This window comes from Acetobacter oryzoeni (assembly GCF_004014775.2).
Classification (GTDB): domain Bacteria; phylum Pseudomonadota; class Alphaproteobacteria; order Acetobacterales; family Acetobacteraceae; genus Acetobacter; species Acetobacter oryzoeni.
This window is the reverse complement of record NZ_CP042809.1, coordinates 113,600-130,308: the sequence shown is the minus strand read 5'-3', so window position 1 is coordinate 130,308 and position 16,709 is coordinate 113,600. Positions and strand designations below refer to the sequence as shown.

The window sequence follows — 16,709 nt, the reverse complement described above, 5'->3', positions numbered from 1 at the left end:
TTTATATAGCTAGCCATGAATAAAGATAGCAAGCCATATAAATGGCAATCCCGGGAACAATCGCTTGGTTATATGGTCAACTGGGCAGCGAGACTTTTTGCGCGTGAGATGGACGAAGCCTTACGGCCATTTGGCCTCATGTCGGGACAACTGCCCGTAATTTTTGCCCTCGCCGACGGAAAACAGCAGCCACAGCGGGAGCTGGTGCGTCTCGCTGCGGTAGAGCAGTCCACCATGGCAAAGACTCTCGCACGTATGGAACGAGATGGACTGATTCAGCGCACCCCAGACCCGAATGACCGGAGAAGTGCCTTGATATCATTGTCTTCTTCGGCGGCGGACAGATTGCCAGATATCTCTGCGGCCGTTGCCGCAATCAATGCCAGAAGTCACATGCATCTAACGGTGGAAAACGGTGAATTACTGCTGAATCTGTTACGTCAAGTTATCAACAACCTCACGAGTAACGAATGACAAATTTGGCCTAAGGAGCGGACTGGCTTCTATCTGTTGAAAAGCATGAAAAAGCTGCCATGACTTTCCTCTCTACGAATATTTATTCAAATAATCAAAGCCGTATTATTGCGGTCCAAGCTTAGAGGACGGATAGAGCTTGCGGGCAACTCGCTCCATGGTTAGTCCCTGCACAATGATCGTAAAGACCACGACGCCGTAACAGACAGGCAGTAGCAGCTCGCGTAAGTTTCCTGGTGGCAATCCAAGTGCCAGCGAAACCGAGATGCCACCACGCAGACCGCCCCAGGTCAGGATACCAAGAACACGACCTCGTTCCCATTGCCTGAGGTGAACCGGAAACGTTGAAAACAGCACGCTCAATGCCCGCACGGCAACGGACAGCGGGATCACGGCAAGTGTCGCCAGCACCGTAAACAGATGCGGCGTGATCTCCAGGATTTCAAAGCCGATCAGCATGAACAGCAGGACGTTCAGGACTTCGTCAATAAGTGTCCACGCGATATCGAGTTCCTTTCGGGATGCCTCATCGAAAACGGAATGGCTATAGCTTGTTCCAAAGCACAGTCCCGCCACGACGACGGCAATAGCCCCCGACATGCCAAGCTGGTTGGCGATGCTGAAGGTTCCAGTCGCCAGAGCCAACGACGTCAGCAGATCGATATGCGGATCCCGCTGTCCCTTAAGCACACGGAGCGCAATCCATCCGGTCAGTGCGCCCAGCAGACCGCCACCGATTGCCTCACGGCAGAAACTCAGAGCAATCTCGGAGGCGGTCACTCCCAGACTGTCCCCGGTTGCCAGTCCGATCGTGACGCCGAAAATCACCACGCCTACGCCGTCATTGAACAGGCTCTCCCCTGCGAAAACGGCCTGAAGGGGGCCGGGCAGTCCGAGACGTTTCAGCATACCGACAACTGAAACTGGATCAGTTGGCGCGAGAATGGCCCCAAGGACGATGCACCACGTGAAAGGAATGGCATGACCCAACACAGGGAAGACATACCATGCCGCGATCGCCAGAAAGGCAACGGCCAGAACGGTTCCCAAAACAGAGAGAGCAGCCACAGAGGCAAGCTTTGCGCGCAGATGTCCAACGTTTACCTGTGTGGCCCCGGCAAACAGAAGCAGGGACAGCGCGCCATTCAGGAGGGCCGTGGGGAGATTGATCGCTCCGAGCACAGATCGCGGGAGAGCCTGAAGGTCATAGGCCGGTATTAACGGATTCAGGATCATGACCAGCAGGGACGCCAGTAATGAGAAGACCAGCACACCGATCGTTACAGGAAGACGAAATGTGTGGTGATTGAGAATGCTGAACCCTGCCGAGAGGGTTAGAAGCAGAGCGAGAAGGCTGATCGTATCCATACCTTCACCGCTGGCTGCTCCTGCTTCCTACGTCAAGAAAAACCGGCAGTGGGCCGCTATTGGAGAAGCCGAACAGTTCGTTTAACGGCAGCAATGCGGGGCAAGCTCCCACGGCATCTCGCTCTCCGGGACAGCACCAAGGCTCTTAGGTCGTGGGGCGATTACTGCACCAATCCACGAAATTATGGCTCTGCGTCCGTTATGCTGTCTGGAGCACGCCGAAACGGCTCCAGCCGGTCCGCTAGATAAAGACGGTGCATCCGCCGCAATTCGTCAGGCGCGTCAGGCGTCGTGGGCGCGTTCTTCGTAATCATGCCGCGCAACACTTTCATAGTGTTTAGAACGACCGCAGCAATATCTCTCGCCAGTGCTTCCTCCAACCCTGGCGCACAGACACGCAACGCTGCCGCAATTCCGACTATGGCATGTCCTCGTGCACGATCACGGATCTCCATCTTGTCAGTCCGTGCCTCCATCAGCGCAGACAGAGATTTCACGCGAGGATGAAGCGTGACAAGCAGTTCGATCAGAACGTCCGCAAGAGCGTCTGGAGATAGCGTGGCGGCACGTTTGGCGAGTGCCGCGTATTCGTCTTCCAGAACGGCGATATGCCGCTGCACAAGAGCGTCCGCCACAGCCTCCTTGTTCGGAAAGAAGCGATAGAGCGAGCCGATCTTCGCCCCGGCGCGCGCGGCGATCTCCGCCATGGTTGTCGCCTCGTACCCTCGTTCCGCCATGAGGTCGGACGCGGCCTCCAGTAATTCCTCGACGCGCTGACGCCCAGCCGCGCGCATCGGCTGAAGAGACGTCCGTTTACCCCTTGACGAATTTGAGTCCATCCTCAAATAATACCTCTGTTTGAGTGCCTACTCAACTTCTTAACGTTTCCGCATGTTCCCGACAACGGTTCGGGATGGCGGTTCTAATACCAACCGTTGCTTGAGGTGACTCAGGGGGTACCCATCGGGTCAAAAATGTGATTCACAGGATGCTGAGTATTCTCAGAAGGAGGCATTCTGTATGGGCAGCCCTCTGTCCCTGCGTGACGATCATGATAGTTCGGAGTTGCGGCGCCTTGCGCGCAGAAGCCGGCATGCAGGTCAGTCGCGTCGCCTGCTGGCGCTTGCGGCGATTTATGATGGCGCCTCGCGCGGCGAGGCGGCCCTGCTTGCTGGGACAGACCGTCAGAGTATCCGTGACTGGGTAGTGCGTTTCAATGCGGATGGCCCGGATGGCCTTGTGGATCGTCATGGCGGGGGACAGAAAGCCCGCCTGACACCACAGATGCTGTCTGCCCTGAAAACCCGGCTCGAAGAAGGGCCAATTCCTGCGGTGCATGGTGTTGTCCGCTGGAGACTGTGCGATCTGTGCGCCTGGCTGCATGAGAGCTATGGCGTCACCCTGTCGGAAACCCGTCTGGGTCAGATTATACGTCGTGAAGGGTTTCGTCTGCTGACAGCCCGGCCACGGCACTACCGCCAGGATACAGAAGCGCAGGACATTTTTAAAAAGAGTTCCCCGGTGTCATGGCGGCAATCAGGGCCAGACATCCGGGAAAAGACATCGAAATCTGGTGGTCTGATGAGGCGCGGATCGGCCAGAAAACGAAGCTGACGCGGCGGTGGGCGAAACGGGGCACCCGGCCCCGGGCTGTAGCTGACCTGCGCACCAGATCCGCGTGGATTTTCGGGGCTATCTGCCCTGAAAAGGGAACGGCAGCAGGCCTCGTGCTCCCTGTCTGCAACCTGCATAGCATGCAACTCCATCTCGCGGAGATTTCACGCACGGTCGCGCAGGGCGCTCACGCCGTCCTCATAGTGGATCAGGCGGCCTGGCACACCAGTCAGAAACTGAATGTTCCCTGCAATATCACCATTCTCCCACTGCCTCCCCGGGCTCCTGAACTGAACCCAGTGGAAAATCTCTGGCAGTTCCTGCGCAATACGTGGCTCTCAAACAGGATATTCAGAACCTATGACGATATCATCGATATCGCCTGCCATGCCTGGAACCAGCTCGTCGATCAACCTTGGCGCATCATGTCAATCGGACTGCGAAATTGGGCTCATGGGTTATAGCAATCAACGGTTGGTATAACGCCGATAGGGAAGGTCTTGCCATGATTTCACTCCCGGCCACCAGGACGGCCCTCGTTCTGATAGATCTCCAGAAGGGCATTACGGGGCTTCCCCTGGCTCCGACATCGGGTGCGGCGATTGTGGAGCGCTCGAAAGCACTCGCAGCCCGCTTCCGGGCCGCCGGGGCTCCGGTCATTCTGGTTAATGTAGCGTTTGCGCCAGATTTCGCCGATGCCGTGCATGCGGTTGTCGATCGCTCCTTTTCACCGCCTGGCGGCTTCGCACCAGACTGGGCAGAACTGGTCGAGGGGCTTCCCGAACCGACCGATCTGCGCATCACGAAACGGCAATGGGGTGCCTTCTACGGCACGGATCTCGATCTTCAGTTACGGCGACGTGGTATCACGACCATCGTGCTCGGCGGGATCGCCACCAATCTGGGTGTGGAATCTACCGCCAGAGCGGCGCATGAGCATGGATACAACGTCGTGCTGGTCGAGGATGTCATGTCCACATTCACCGAAGACATGCACCGCTTTGCCTGCGAAGAGATTTTTCCCCGTCTTGGCCGGGTGACGATGAGCGACGCGATCGCGCTGAATGCGTAAACGCATGACTCATGGCTGCGCGTCTCGCAGTTCCCAGCGAGATCATTCATGAACGCCAGAACGTCGTCGCCAGGCTCAGACCCGGATCAACTGCCTCCGGGAATCTGGAAAATCGTGAGCGTTGCGGCGGTCGGATCTTTCATGGCGCAACTGGACGCCACGATCGTCAATGTGTCGCTCCCCGATCTCGTTACGACCCTGCACGCGCCGTTTTCACACATACAGTGGGTGGTCAGCGGCTATCTGCTGGCGCTCGCCCTGACGTTGCCGCTGAATGGATGGCTCGTAAGCCGCCTCGGGGGGCGAGCGGTTTATTTATGGTGCTTCGGTGCCTTCACGCTGACATCAGGCCTGTGCACGCTGGCGTGGTCTGCGCCGTCCCTGATCGTATTCCGTCTGCTGCAAGGTATGGCGGGCGGCCTGCTTGCCCCTATGGCGCAGATGACGGTTGCTCGTGTCGCGGGCCGACAGATGCCGAGGGTTGCGAGCGCAATGACGGCACCTGTTCTGCTCGCGCCGCTTCTTGGACCCGTCGTCGCCGGTGCCATTCTCTCCGTCGCGTCTTGGCGCTGGATCTTTCTTCTCAATGTGCCGGTCGGGCTTGCGGCTTTTGCCCTTGCCGTTCTGTTTCTCCCTGACGATCGGCATGACGAACGCCCCCGTCCACTTGACCTGACAGGGCTCGGATTTCTCGCGCCCGCTCTCGTCTCGTTTCTCTACGGCATGGATCATGTCGCCCAGCCTTATGGACAGGCGACCTTAGGCGCGTCCCTCGTACTGTTCGTCCTGTATGTCCGATCCGCGCGACGCAAGGGCGATGACGCGCTGATTGACCTGCGCCTGCTGCGTGCACCCGCTTTTTCGGTGTCAGCGATCATCATGTTTCTGACGAACGGGGTGTCGTTCGCGGGTCAGATGCTTCTACCCGTATGGCTGATCCACGCCTGCGGTGTCTCGCCCGAGCGGACGGGCCTGTTCATGGCACCCCTGGGTCTGGGGATGATGTGCGTCTATCCGCTCATTGGTCGTCTGAGTGACCGGTTTGACGCGCGCGATCTGACCGGTTGCGGGGCTCTTTTGTCCTTAGTCGGAACAGTAGTCTTGATGGTGCTCGCCTATCACGGTCTGAACGTCACCCTGCTGACCATAGCATTGTTATTGCGTGGTGGTGGTGGGGGTGCCGTCGGCATTCCGGCGATGAGCGCCGGATACGCTTCGATCGCACGCAAGGATATTCCGATGGCGACGACCGCGCTGAACATCATGCAAAGGATTGGCGGGCCGACATTGATTACAGCATGCGCCACGTTCCTTGGGTGGCGACTTGCGACGGTCGGCCCCTCCCATGCCGGGTCGGAAGCTTATGCTGAAACATTTGCATTGCTCGCGTTATTCCATGGCGCTCTGTTGCTCGCCACGCGTTTTATCAAGCCTTCAGATAGGAAACGCCAGTTTATACCAAATTGACCTGTCGGACATTGATACTCACCTGAGTGAATAAAAGTCACTCAAGAAAGTTTGGCCAGCGTCGTCCGCTTTGAGATCATCCCTCTGTGATTCGGATTGTTCGACATGAAGTTAGTTGCAGCCTGTCTGATCCCGCATCGTAGATCAGACAGGCTGTTCAGGTTGCTCAGCCGTTCATGCCGGGCATTATTGTAGGTTTCCCTGATACGCTTCTGTGGGCCGAACCGGTGTTAACGTCGTTACTTCTATGAAGTAGCCACCCTTCGCTTTAAAGTAGAAACACCACGCGCCGTGCGTGTCGCGTGGAGCCTGCACCTCCCAGCCATCGGTACTTAGGCGCTTATAGAGAGCATCGACGTCCTCGCGAGACTTTTGGATGAAACCAATGTGCAGGATGTCGAATTGCCTAGGGTAATAGAAACCTTCGACGCGGATATCTCACACGAGGGTTGTACATCGGGCTAGATTATGAAAAAGTCTTTTTTGTGGAAAAGAAGTTTTCATAACCAATAGACAAACCCGATGCAGACAGAGTGTAGCATGAGCGCATATGACTTTCCAGCCTCCTGTGGGCGACGTGTTCAGGCCCGTTTTGACGGGGGTCGCATGAGTTCGGATGGCGGTGTCATTCTGGTAAAACAGGTTGATGATCGTCTGGGGTTCAGCCGCCGTTTTGCAGCATGTTTTCGCGATGAGCGGCATCCTGCCTATGTGGAATACCGGGTTGAAGACCTTGTCCGTCAGCGGATCATGGGGCTGGCTCTGGGTTACGAAGACCTGAACGATCATGATGCCTTGCGTCATGATCCTGTCATGGGCCTGGTGTCTGGCCGTCTGTCGGGAGATCGGGCGAACTGCACGTAACCATCCGGTGAGAGACGCGGGCGGGATCAGGCAGCGATGTTATTCTCGCCTTGAGCAATGGGTTTCCAATGCCAGGGCAGGAGTTCATGGAGGCGTGGGTTGGGAGTGTCGTTGATGCGGGCGAGCACATCGGCGAGCCATGCCTGAGGATTGACCTCGTTGATGCGGCAGGTGACGACGAGGGAATACATGGCGGCGGCTCTTTCACCGCCACGATCGGAGCCTGCGAACAGCCAGGCTTTTCTCCCCAGTGCGATACTGCGGATTGCACGTTCCGCCGCATTATTCGTCAGACAGATCCGACCGTCTTCAAGAAATACCGTGAATGTATCGACCCGTCTGAGAATATAGTTCATTGCCTGGGCAACGGGGTTTTTAGACGACATGCGCCGGCAGGTATCGCGCATCCAGTCGAGCAACTCCTCGACCAGCGGGGCGATGCTCTCCTTGCGGATATCCAGCCGATGTGCGGCGGAACTGCCGTTGATCGCGCGTTCGGCGTCGAATATGGCGTCGATCCGGCGCACCGCCTCTATGGCGAGTGGCGCCTTGTCCTTTTCGGCAATCTTGAACAGTCCCCGGCGTCCATGCGCCCAGCAGCCGGCCGGAACAACAGGCGCGGGCTGACGTCCCGGCTTTGCCAGGTGGGTGTATCCGCCATAGGCGTCTGATTGCAGGATTCCGGTCCAGCCGGTGAGATGGTCGGCCGGATGTTCACCTTTACGGTCTCGGGAGTAGCGGAACCACACGGCTGGGGGCGCAAGACCGCCAAATGGGGCATCGTCGCGCACATAATTCCACAATCGTCCGGTCACGGTGCGCCCCTTCGCCAGTACCGGCACTGTGGTGTCGTCCGCATGCAGACGCTGGGCTGCCAGCACATGTGCCCGGATCAGCGCGTTCAGAGGGCCAGCGTTGCAGTGCAGGCTCCTACCCAGTCGGCCAGAGTGGAGGTATCAAGATCAATCCCTTCGCGCGCAAAGGCATCACTCTGCCGGTTCAGAGGCAGATGCTGAAGATACTTGTCACACAGAATACCCGCCAGCAGTTCTGGCCCTGCACGCCCCGTGCAATCGGGTAGAAAGGCGCTGGTGGCTGGGTGATGCTCTCGCAGTCCCGGCAGGTGAACTTCTCCCGTACTGTCTGGATGACCTTGAACTGGCGTGGGATCACTTCCAGCGTCTCAGTGATACTTTCGCCCAGTTTACTCAGGCGCGTCCCGCCACAGCACGGACACTGTGTTGGCGCAGGAAGAACCACCCGTTCACGGGGCAGGTCGGCGGGTAAGGGTTGCCGACCGCGGTTATTCCGCGGTGCTGTTGCGCGGACAGCGGGGTCCGCCGCATTTTCGGACGTGTCTTCGGCTTGCGTTGTTTCCAGCTCCTCCAGCTCAAGTTCCAGCTGGTTCAGCAGGCGCCGCCCCCGTTCCGAGGATGCCCCGAAGCGGTCCTGACGCATCCGCGCAATAAGATGTTTAAGATGGGCAATCTGGGCTTCGGCGCTGACTGCTCGGGCTTCAGCGTCTGTGGCCCGGGTTTCGGCGGCACGGGCACGCGCCTCGGCGGCAGCAAGTGCCGCACGTAAAACCGTCATGTCATCCATGCTTCCCGTCATGAAAAACAGTTCAGCATAAAACCGTTCAAAAGGGTACAGGACTATGACACCCGCTCCCCTTTTTGTTATCCCGCCAGTTCAGGCCGCCATGTTTTCTGCGGATTACGCCAGTCGATCCCTTCGAGAAGGCAACTTAATTGTGAGGCACTCAGATGGAGGGCCCCGTCCTTTGCCGAGGGCCAGATAAAATACCCACGTTCAATCCGTTTCGCATAAAGCGACAGTCCAATCCCGTCATGCCAGATCAGTTTTACCAGATCGCCGCGCCGACCCCGGAAGACAAAAACATCACCAACATAGGGGTCTTTCCCCAGAAACTGTTGAACTTTCAAAGCCAGACCGGGCATGCCAAGGCGCATGTCTGTCGTCCCCGCCGCCAGCCATATCTTCAGGCCAGAGGGAAGATGGATCATGAGCGTAAAACCTGAAGGAGTTTACGCAGATCTTCAATCGCGATCCGGCTGTCAACCATCAGCTTCTCGCCACCAGGGAAAAGAATGCTGGCTTCATGTCCACTCCTGCAGGACGGGTTTCCTCCCAGCCCTTCAACAGGGGATGTCACATGAACCGGCACAAAAGAAAGCTGCTCTTTAGCAGACGGGGTTACGAAACCCAGTTTCTGCCGCCATCGGTAAACGACGCTGACATGGACACCAAACTGGCGCGCAATAGCACGGACTGACTGACCGGCTTCATAGGACGCCAGCACAACCCGACGCCTGAACGTGTCATCATAGGCACGACGCCGTTCGCCAACAATTTCAATAACCGGTTGAGGGGCGCACGATGCTGTCGCAGCGAATGTCGCTGCGACACAAGCATCTCTCTGTTCTGATCGCTTTGTCATGAACAGAGCACATCATCACTCCATAAACTCAACAAGGCGTCTCACACCGGAACCTTACATTTGATCCGGTGTTGATGTTCAAGATCCTGGTGATCCAGACGCTCAACAATTTGTCTGATGAGCGGACAGAGTATCTCATCAACGATCGCCTCTCCTTTATGCGTTTCCTTGGTCTGGGACTTTCAGATCGGGTGCCCGATGCCAAAACAATCTGGCTGTTCCGTGAACGCCTGACACAGGCGGGGGCCATTGAAAGACTGTTTGAGCGCTTTGATGCGACCCTGCACAGCGCTGGTTATCTGCCGATGTCAGGCCAGATCCTGGATGCCACGCTCGTAGCGGCTCCGAAGCAGCGCAATACAAACGCAGAGAAAGCGGATCTGCGAGCAGGCCGTATTCCTGAAGACTGGCAGGACAAGCCATCTAAACTGTCGCACAAGGACAGGCATGCGCGATGGACGCTGAAGTTCACGAAGGCGAAGCAGCAGGATGATGGAACCATGCCATCCAGCGATCTTGCCATCCCGTTCTTTGGCTACAAATCCCACGTCTCCATCGATCGGAAGTTTCGGTTCATCCGAAAATGGAAGACGACGGATGCCGCCGCCAGTGATGGTGCGCGATTGAGAGAGGGGCTGCTGGATAAAACCAATACGGCCTCAAGCGTCTGGGCTGATACAGCGTATCGCTCAAAAGCCAATGAAGACTTCATGGAAAAGCATGGCTTTGTCTCAAAGGTTCACAGGAAGAAGCCGCATCTCAAACCCATGCCACTCCATATCCAGCGGTCCAATGCAGGAAAGTCCATGATCCGCTCGCGTGTCGAGCATGTTTTCGCCGACCAGAAATCACAGACGGGATTGTTCATCCGAACTGTCGGTATTACCCGGGCCACCATGAGGATCGGGCTGGCCAATATCGTCTACAACATGCGCCGCTTCCTCTTCCTGCAGCGGATCAGCACCACAGCGTAGCTATCAAGCGGGTAACAGCTCCCAATCTGCTCAAAACGCAGACCGGATGCCATCGCAAAAACCGTCAATCAAATCGCCAAAAGCCAGAAATTACCCGCCAAGCACATCAATCAACGGTTCTTCGATCCCTCCAGCTGACCGCCTCGGCGTCTATCAATATTATCCGTTCGAGACCTGATATTGGATTTTCGATTATTTTGGTATGATTATGTGAATAAGCGAGGCGGTTGCGAACAATGCTACCGTGCTAAGCGTCCAGATGGCGACGAACCAACCGATGCGCCGAGCAAGCCGCTGGGGAGCGTTGTCCCCATTTCCTTCTACGAACTCAGTGATAGCCATCTGCTTCCGTTACCTTTCCGCGAAACACACGATAGGAGTAGACCGTATATGTAAGAATGATCGGCAACAGAATGACGGTTCCGACCAACTGGAAAAATTGACTGGAAGGGGGAGATGATACATCCCACAGTGTAAGCTCAGGCGGAACAGCGTACGGCCATATTGTAATCCCAAGGCCGGAGAGACAGAGAAAAAACCATCCGAGTGCACACAGGAACGGCCCTTTAGAGTGCCCACGGCGCAGACCCATGGTCAGCAGGAAGCCCAGTATAATTACGAGAAGAGGCACAGGCGCGACAAATGCGATATTGGGCCATTCGGTCCAACGGCGAAGATAGGGCGCATGCAACATTGGCGTCCACAGACTGACAGCAACGATACATACAAATAGCCCAATCGCAAGCAGCTTCGCCCACTTACGACAGGAGGCTTCTAGCACATCGGTCGTACGCCAGATAAGCCAAGTTGCACCAAGGAGGGCATAACCGCACATGACGGCCAATCCGCATACCACGCTGAATGGAGTTAGCCAGTCCATCGAACCTCCAACAAAGGTCCCATCGACCACATTGATTCCCTGTACAACCCCGCCGAGGATGACACCCTGGCAAAAAGCAGCGATGCCGGATCCTCCCATAAAGCCGATATCCCACAATTTTTCACGCCCTGTTCCTCGTGTCATGACGCGGAATTCGAATGCAACGCCCCGGAAGATCAGGGCAACCAGCATTAAGACGATCGGAAGATAGAACGCGGGGAGTAAGGTTGAATAAGCGCCTGGGAATACCCCATAAAGAGTGGCGCCTCCAAGGACCATCCACGTTTCGTTCCCATCCCACACGGGTGCGATGGTATTCACCATCACGTCCCTGCGGGCTTCCTGTCGCTCCAAGGCGAAGAGCATTCCGATACCAAGATCAAATCCATCTAAGACAACGTAAATCGAAATTGCTGCAATCAGGATGATCGCCCATATGATTGGTAACCAGTATGCAACGTCCATCATGCTCAAGCTCCTTTACCGGGCGAAGAATTGATGACTTCGGGATGAGTGCTTGTGGCCAGAATGTCCGGGGCATGAGAGGGGCTGGTTTCATGTTCACCTTCCACCGGCGCGTGCGTCAGAAGACGACATAGAATGCCGATCCCCGATCCGAACACGATCACGTAGACCACCACAAAGACAGTCATCGTTAGCGCCATATTGGACAGGGCAATCGGGGATACACTATCCGATGTCCGGAGAAGCCCGTATACAGTCCACGGCTGACGACCAACTTCGGTCGTGATCCATCCGCATAGCAGAGCGATGAAGCCGGCAGGTGCCATGCCTACGGCGACCCTATGAAATACGGAACTGCTGAATAGTGCTCCTCTGCGCCTCAACCAAAGCGACCAGAACCCGACGACGACCATTAGCATGGCCAGTGCAATCATTATGCGGAAGGAAAAAAATATAACAGGCGAGAAGGGGCGTTGGTCACGCGGGAAATCCTTCATGCCAGGGACCTTGCCATTCAGGCTATGCGTCAGGATAAGTGATCCTACCAGAGGCAGCTTGACGGCATAATCTGTATGCTCGGTTTTCATATTGGGAATACCGAACAGCAGTTCCGGAGCGCGCCTTTCTGACTCCCAATCCCCTTCCATGGCGGCAATTTTGACCGGCTGGTATTTAAGTGTGTTCAGCCCATGGGCGTCACCGGCAAGAACTTGCAGGGGCGCTACAAACGCCGCCATCCACATAGCCATGGAAAACATCAGTCTTACCGGCTCACTTGCCTGCGTTCCTGCACGGCGCGCTTTGAGCAGGTGCCATGCTCCAGTAGCTCCCACGATAAAGGCAACCGAAAGAAAGGCCGCGAGGCCCATATGCACCAGTCGGAAAGGAAATGAGGGGTTGAAGATGATGGCAAGCCAGTCTGCTGGTATAAAGCGCCCGGTGGCAGGATCAATCGTATATCCCTGTGGCGTCTGCATCCACGAATTTGACGCCAGAATCCATGTCATCGAGATGAGGGTGCCAACGGAAACGCAGCATGTCGCTGCATAATGCAGGCCGCGTCCAACCTTGTTCATGCCAAACAGCATGACCCCTAGGAAACCAGCCTCCAGAAAGAAGGCTGTCATGACCTCATACGACAGTAGCACGCCTGTAATGGGGCCGGCCTTTCGGGAAAAGATCGACCAGTTCGTGCCAAATTCATACGACATGACCAAGCCAGAGACGACGCCCATCCCAAAAACGATCGAAAATATCTTGATCCAGTACCGATACAGATCCAGATAAGCCGTTCGCCCGGTTTTAAGCCACAGTCCTTCCAGTACCGCTAGATAGGCGGCTAACCCGATCGAGAAGGCAGGAAAGACAATATGGACGCCTACGGTAAAGGCGAACTGAAAACGCGCAAGAAGCAACGCTATATCTTGAGTTGGTTGCATGGGTGTTTCCCCAAAAATCCTGGTCCGGCCGTAATTATCGAAAATCTATATCTGGTGATAATCAACGATCGGAAACAAGACGGTTTTATTATTGGTGTATTTAGATGAACTGGTTCTTGTGCTCCATTATTACGATATCTTCTTGAGAATATCTTCCGGACCTATCCCTGTCCCGACGATATTTTGGCCGATACCCCTGCTACGAACGACCAATAAACATCGGTTCAACAGGTGTTTGGTATGGCTTTCCATTCTTCTACAAGCATAACCCGGTCCAACATCGATAACATCAGGACACCAGAACACGTTTGCGTGTGATCTTGCCCGATACGGTGGTCGGCAGATGCCTGACGAAGCGGACCTCCTTCAGACCAATCCAGCGCCCGAGGACTTCGTTGACCCGTGCAACGATTTCCTCGGCAGACGGAACATATTTCATGCCGGGATCAGTCACCACATAGGCGACAGGTCGCTGTCCCCGCAGTTCATCGGGGGTCGCGACCACGGCGCAGGCATGAACGGCCGGATGTGCTGCAATGATCTTTTCGATCTGCACGCCGGAAATCCTCCGGCCCGCGACCTTGATGACATCATCGGAACGTCCGAGCATATGCACGGCGCGATTGGCTTCGATCATGCCTTCATCGAAGGTGCGATAATGCCTACGTGTTTCATCAAGATACGCTGCAGGAGCATGGATCGCCCTGTCCTTCCAGACACCCGCCAGACAGCCAGGCGGCAGCGGTAGGGAGAGAACAATCTCGCCGCACTGTTCCGCCGGTATGGAGGGCATTATGGCCGGACGGAATCCCGGCGCAGGCCGCCCGATATCATTCATGAGCGAGACCGGCTCACGCTCGGGCAGGCCGAAGAAATGGGCGGTAATGCTCCAGCCGGTTTCGGTCTGCCACCAGTGATTGACGACGGGTTTACGAAAATATGCCCGCGCCCAGTCCAGCAAAGTTGGGTCCGCATATTCCCCGGCGACAAAGATGCGGCTCAGCGCGGGCACTATCGCTCCTGACAGATGGCGGCTCTCCTGTCGCATGAGTCGCATCTGTGTTGGCGTCGTGAACAGACATTTCACCTCGTGCTCATGACTGAGCGTGTGAATGGCGGAAGCAGATGCGCCACCTTCCACGATTACGCTGGTGCAGCCGCTGATCAGAGGGGCGTAGACGCCGTAGGAGTGACCGACAACCCAGCCCAGATCTGATGTCGTAAAGAAGGTGTCACCGGGTTTGCAGCCGTAGATCAAATCCATGGATAAGGCGAGGGCCACAGCATGACCGCCATTGTCACGCACAATGCCTTTCGCATGACCCGTCGTTCCGGATGTATGAAGAATATACAGGGGATCTTCGGAGCGCAGTATGACCGGCTCTGCTGGCGCGGACTGCTCCAGCATGTGGAAATCATGATCGCACACCGGCAGAAGTGAGGCCGGACAGGCTTTGCGCTGCACGATCACGCAGGCCTGTGGTCTATGCGTCGCTTTGTCCAGCGCCTCATTCAGGACAGGTGCAGATGGGATTGCCGTCTGCCCCTGAAAGCTACAACTGGCGGTGATGATGACTTTGGGGGCCACATCATCAATCCGGCGCGCCAGTTCCGGCCCCGCATAACCGGCAAAAACCACCACATGCACCGCCCCGATCCGCGCACAGGCAAGCATTGCGATGGCTGTTTCGATCATGGTGGGCATAACGATCAGGACACGGTCGCCTTTTTCCACGCCGAGCGAGCGTAGGCCGCCAGCAAAACCGGCCACCCTGCCCTGTAGTTCCCGGTAAGTCACCACCTGCCGTTCCCTGGTGGCGCAGGAATGCCAGATTAATGCTGCCTGCCCGCCGCGACCATTTTCAACATGCCGATCCACGGCATTGTGGCAGGTGTTGAGCGTAGCGTCAGGAAACCAGTCATGCCAGCCATCCGCCCGTGTCCTGCATGCGGCCACTGGCGGCTGCTTCCATGTCACGCGCTGTGCCGCAGCCAGCCAGAACTGCTCTGGCCGATTTAGCGCCGCATCATACATCGCCTCGTATGTCGTCCATGGAAGCATGGTATTTTACTCCGTTCAGGCTACGGGCACGTCTTTGCCGGTGATCTGGCTGGCCAGCCACGCGGCGTCACGCGAGACACCGGAAAACCGTCCCGATCCCCATGTGTGCAGCCACGGCAGGCCGAGGAAGTAGAATCCTGGCGCGTCGGTTACGCCGCGATGCCAGACCGGTTTGTTGGCCCCGTTGAAGACCGGAACGTCGATCCAGCGATAGTTCGGGCGGAAGCCAATGCACCAGACGATCGAGGTGATGCCTGCGGCTTTCAGGTCCAGCGGGGTGTTGCTGCCATCAGGCTCCCACACAGGTGCATAAGGGGCTTCGGTTGGGGCCGTGATCCCTTCGCGGGCGATGTAGGCGTCAATGGATTTCTTGATGTCGGCATTGGTTTTGTCAGCATCATCAAGGTTTTCCGCAAGATCCGGTGCGAAGTGCGCCACTTCATCGCGGATTGTCTCCAGCGTGCCATGCAGGCCCACGCCCTCCTTGGCAAAGAGCCGCAGATCAAGATCATGGCCTCCATTTCGGCCGGTGACATAATGATTGGTTTTGTCGCGTGCGCCGTCACGTAAGGGGTGATTGTCCACAGTAAGATCGTAGAAGTGCATGTCCGCAAGCCAGTCCACGACATCGCGGCCACGGTAGAAGCGCGAGACACGCGGGGCGGAACCGACACAGAGATGAACCTTGCGTTTTTCAAGAAACAGGTCCTCGACGATCTGCGCACCGGACTGACCGCTGCCCACGACCAGAACCGCGCCGTTCGGAAGCTGGGCGGCATTGCGGTAATCCTGCGAGTGGACCTGATGGATGGTGGGATCGATGGCACTCGCATAGCCGGGGATAACCGCGTCCTGATACGCTCCCGATGCAATGACCACATGCTTTGCATGCCATGTCTCTCCAGCCGCCACCACGCGGTACCCGCCGCCTTCATGGCGCGTGATGGAGGTGACAGCCGTGTGTTCGTGCAGCGGTGGGTTGAACGAGTTAACAAAGCCCTTCACGTATTCGATAATTTCCTGTTTCACCATGAATCCGTGAGGATCGTTCCCTTTGTAGGGATGACCTGGGAGTTCGCACTGCCAGTTCGGTGTGACCAGGCAAAAATTGTCCCAGCGTTCATCCTCCCACGAATGGCAGGCCGTCTTTGCCTCAAAGACAATGTGCTCCACCTTCTCGCGGCAGAGATACCAGCTCATGGAGAGCCCGGCCTGTCCGCCACCCACGATAATGACGGGAATGCTTTTTTCGTTCTGTGTCATGGTCGTTCTTTTCGTCTCAACAACTGAAAGACAGGACGCGCACCTGCGCATCGGGTCGATTAAGGAAGGGCGCACCGGCCTGTCGAATGGCGTGCAGCTGGCCAAGGGCGCGGCTGCACGGGAAGCCGTAGCGGGCGCGAACCCGCTCACTGGCCTCTGTCAGGGCAGTATCCGCCTTTTCAAGAAACTCCCTGACCGGATAATCCTGACCAGGCGTGAAATGGTCCCTTATGACCAGTGATGGGGAGTAGCAGTCGGTCTCCTTCCCATCGGGCCAGCGCACACGAAAAGTCATTTCGGGCATGG

The 16,709-nt window shown here is 56.6% G+C and carries 15 protein-coding genes and 3 pseudogenes; 6 read left to right on the top strand and 12 right to left on the bottom strand.

Annotation, left to right across the window (positions count from 1 at the left end; all coding sequences use genetic code 11):
* The first annotated feature begins 15 nt into the window (after positions 1–15).
* The gene (locus EOV40_RS13505; RefSeq protein WP_128106337.1) at positions 16–474 is read left to right on the top strand and encodes a MarR family winged helix-turn-helix transcriptional regulator; all 459 of its coding nucleotides are present in this window, start codon (positions 16–18) and stop codon (positions 472–474) included.
* Positions 475–579: 105 nt separating this feature from the next.
* Here the strand turns inward: EOV40_RS13505 and EOV40_RS13500 are convergent, their stop codons facing one another.
* Entirely contained in the window at positions 580–1,842 is a 1,263-nt protein-coding gene (locus EOV40_RS13500) for a cation:proton antiporter (RefSeq protein WP_128106336.1), read from the bottom strand.
* Positions 1,843–2,024: 182 nt separating this feature from the next.
* A complete protein-coding gene (locus EOV40_RS13495) occupies positions 2,025–2,681 on the bottom strand; it encodes a TetR/AcrR family transcriptional regulator (RefSeq protein WP_128106335.1) in 657 nt (218 codons plus the stop codon).
* Positions 2,682–2,862: 181 nt separating this feature from the next.
* Between EOV40_RS13495 and EOV40_RS13490 the strand changes: the two genes are divergently transcribed.
* From EOV40_RS13490 to EOV40_RS13480, 3 genes are all read left to right on the top strand, one after another.
* A protein-coding gene (locus EOV40_RS13490; protein ID WP_128106158.1) for an IS630 family transposase occupies positions 2,863–3,920 on the top strand; the annotation gives its coding sequence in 2 pieces (ribosomal slippage) (positions 2,863–3,367 and positions 3,367–3,920; 1,059 coding nt in all).
* Positions 3,921–3,961: 41 nt separating this feature from the next.
* Positions 3,962–4,528 (top strand): hydrolase, encoded by a 567-nt coding sequence (locus EOV40_RS13485; protein WP_128106334.1) that lies wholly within the window; start codon positions 3,962–3,964, stop codon positions 4,526–4,528.
* A gap of 48 nt (positions 4,529–4,576) precedes the next feature.
* Positions 4,577–5,995, top strand: a complete 1,419-nt coding sequence (locus EOV40_RS13480; RefSeq protein ID WP_128106333.1) for a DHA2 family efflux MFS transporter permease subunit — start codon at positions 4,577–4,579, stop codon at positions 5,993–5,995.
* 186 nt (positions 5,996–6,181) lie between these two features.
* Here EOV40_RS13480 and EOV40_RS13475 read toward each other — a convergent pair whose 3' ends face one another.
* On the bottom strand, positions 6,182–6,373 hold the full coding sequence (locus EOV40_RS13475; protein ID WP_244297064.1) for a VOC family protein: 192 nt from the start codon (positions 6,371–6,373) through the stop codon (positions 6,182–6,184).
* Between the two features lie 144 nt (positions 6,374–6,517).
* Between EOV40_RS13475 and EOV40_RS13470 the strand changes: the two are divergent.
* A pseudogene (locus tag EOV40_RS13470) lies at positions 6,518–6,853 on the top strand (transposase); the annotation flags it as partial.
* A 32-nt stretch (positions 6,854–6,885) separates the two neighbouring features.
* Here the strand turns inward: EOV40_RS13470 and tnpC are convergent.
* From tnpC to tnpA, 3 genes and pseudogenes are all read right to left on the bottom strand, one after another.
* Positions 6,886–8,473: pseudogene (gene tnpC / locus EOV40_RS13465) on the bottom strand (IS66 family transposase).
* Positions 8,474–8,538: 65 nt separating this feature from the next.
* Entirely contained in the window at positions 8,539–8,886 is a 348-nt protein-coding gene (gene tnpB / locus EOV40_RS13460) for an IS66 family insertion sequence element accessory protein TnpB (protein WP_061487122.1), read from the bottom strand.
* Positions 8,883–9,320 (bottom strand): IS66-like element accessory protein TnpA, encoded by a 438-nt coding sequence (gene tnpA, locus EOV40_RS13455; RefSeq protein WP_061487123.1) that lies wholly within the window; start codon positions 9,318–9,320, stop codon positions 8,883–8,885. The genes tnpB and tnpA overlap by 4 nt, the downstream gene beginning before the upstream one ends.
* Positions 9,321–9,379: 59 nt before the next feature.
* Between tnpA and EOV40_RS13450 the strand changes: the two are divergent.
* Positions 9,380–10,294 (top strand): annotated as a pseudogene (locus tag EOV40_RS13450) (IS5 family transposase); the annotation flags it as partial.
* Positions 10,295–10,486: 192 nt separating this feature from the next.
* On the opposite strand, the gene EOV40_RS13445 reads toward EOV40_RS13450, so the two are convergent.
* The 6 genes from EOV40_RS13445 to EOV40_RS13420 form a co-directional block, all read right to left on the bottom strand.
* Positions 10,487–10,636: a DUF2474 domain-containing protein gene (locus tag EOV40_RS13445; protein ID WP_128106332.1), complete on the bottom strand. Its 150-nt coding sequence runs from the start codon at positions 10,634–10,636 to the stop codon at positions 10,487–10,489.
* Positions 10,623–11,642: a cytochrome d ubiquinol oxidase subunit II gene (cydB, locus tag EOV40_RS13440; RefSeq protein WP_128106331.1), complete on the bottom strand. Its 1,020-nt coding sequence runs from the start codon at positions 11,640–11,642 to the stop codon at positions 10,623–10,625. Before cydB ends, EOV40_RS13445 begins: the two co-directional genes overlap by 14 nt.
* Before the next feature lie 2 nt (positions 11,643–11,644).
* The gene (locus EOV40_RS13435) at positions 11,645–13,078 is read right to left on the bottom strand and encodes a cytochrome ubiquinol oxidase subunit I (protein ID WP_128106330.1); all 1,434 of its coding nucleotides are present in this window, start codon (positions 13,076–13,078) and stop codon (positions 11,645–11,647) included.
* A 289-nt stretch (positions 13,079–13,367) separates the two neighbouring features.
* Entirely contained in the window at positions 13,368–15,140 is a 1,773-nt protein-coding gene (locus EOV40_RS13430; protein ID WP_128106329.1) for an AMP-binding protein, read from the bottom strand.
* 15 nt (positions 15,141–15,155) lie between these two features.
* Positions 15,156–16,403 carry an MSMEG_0569 family flavin-dependent oxidoreductase gene (locus tag EOV40_RS13425; RefSeq protein WP_089179624.1) on the bottom strand — a complete coding sequence of 416 codons (1,248 nt, stop codon included), beginning with the start codon at positions 16,401–16,403 and terminating at the stop codon, positions 15,156–15,158.
* A 16-nt stretch (positions 16,404–16,419) separates the two neighbouring features.
* Positions 16,420–16,707 carry an MSMEG_0570 family nitrogen starvation response protein gene (locus EOV40_RS13420; protein ID WP_086897949.1) on the bottom strand — a complete coding sequence of 96 codons (288 nt, stop codon included), beginning with the start codon at positions 16,705–16,707 and terminating at the stop codon, positions 16,420–16,422.
* Between the last annotated feature and the right edge of the window lie 2 nt (positions 16,708–16,709).

What these genes read in the sequence shown, in the direction of transcription:
- EOV40_RS13505 (WP_128106337.1), top strand. Translation starts at nt 16, where the DNA reads ATGAATAAAGATAGCAAGCCATATAAATGGCAATCCCGGGAACAATCG.
- EOV40_RS13500 (WP_128106336.1), bottom strand. Translation starts at nt 1,842, where the DNA reads ATGGATACGATCAGCCTTCTCGCTCTGCTTCTAACCCTCTCGGCAGGG.
- EOV40_RS13495 (WP_128106335.1), bottom strand. Translation starts at nt 2,681, where the DNA reads ATGGACTCAAATTCGTCAAGGGGTAAACGGACGTCTCTTCAGCCGATG.
- EOV40_RS13485 (WP_128106334.1), top strand. Translation starts at nt 3,962, where the DNA reads ATGATTTCACTCCCGGCCACCAGGACGGCCCTCGTTCTGATAGATCTC.
- EOV40_RS13480 (WP_128106333.1), top strand. Translation starts at nt 4,577, where the DNA reads ATGAACGCCAGAACGTCGTCGCCAGGCTCAGACCCGGATCAACTGCCT.
- tnpB (WP_061487122.1), bottom strand. Translation starts at nt 8,886, where the DNA reads ATGATCCATCTTCCCTCTGGCCTGAAGATATGGCTGGCGGCGGGGACG.
- tnpA (WP_061487123.1), bottom strand. Translation starts at nt 9,320, where the DNA reads ATGACAAAGCGATCAGAACAGAGAGATGCTTGTGTCGCAGCGACATTC.
- EOV40_RS13445 (WP_128106332.1), bottom strand. Translation starts at nt 10,636, where the DNA reads ATGGCTATCACTGAGTTCGTAGAAGGAAATGGGGACAACGCTCCCCAG.
- cydB (WP_128106331.1), bottom strand. Translation starts at nt 11,642, where the DNA reads ATGATGGACGTTGCATACTGGTTACCAATCATATGGGCGATCATCCTG.
- EOV40_RS13435 (WP_128106330.1), bottom strand. Translation starts at nt 13,078, where the DNA reads ATGCAACCAACTCAAGATATAGCGTTGCTTCTTGCGCGTTTTCAGTTC.
- EOV40_RS13430 (WP_128106329.1), bottom strand. Translation starts at nt 15,140, where the DNA reads ATGCTTCCATGGACGACATACGAGGCGATGTATGATGCGGCGCTAAAT.
- EOV40_RS13425 (WP_089179624.1), bottom strand. Translation starts at nt 16,403, where the DNA reads ATGACACAGAACGAAAAAAGCATTCCCGTCATTATCGTGGGTGGCGGA.
- EOV40_RS13420 (WP_086897949.1), bottom strand. Translation starts at nt 16,707, where the DNA reads ATGCCCGAAATGACTTTTCGTGTGCGCTGGCCCGATGGGAAGGAGACC.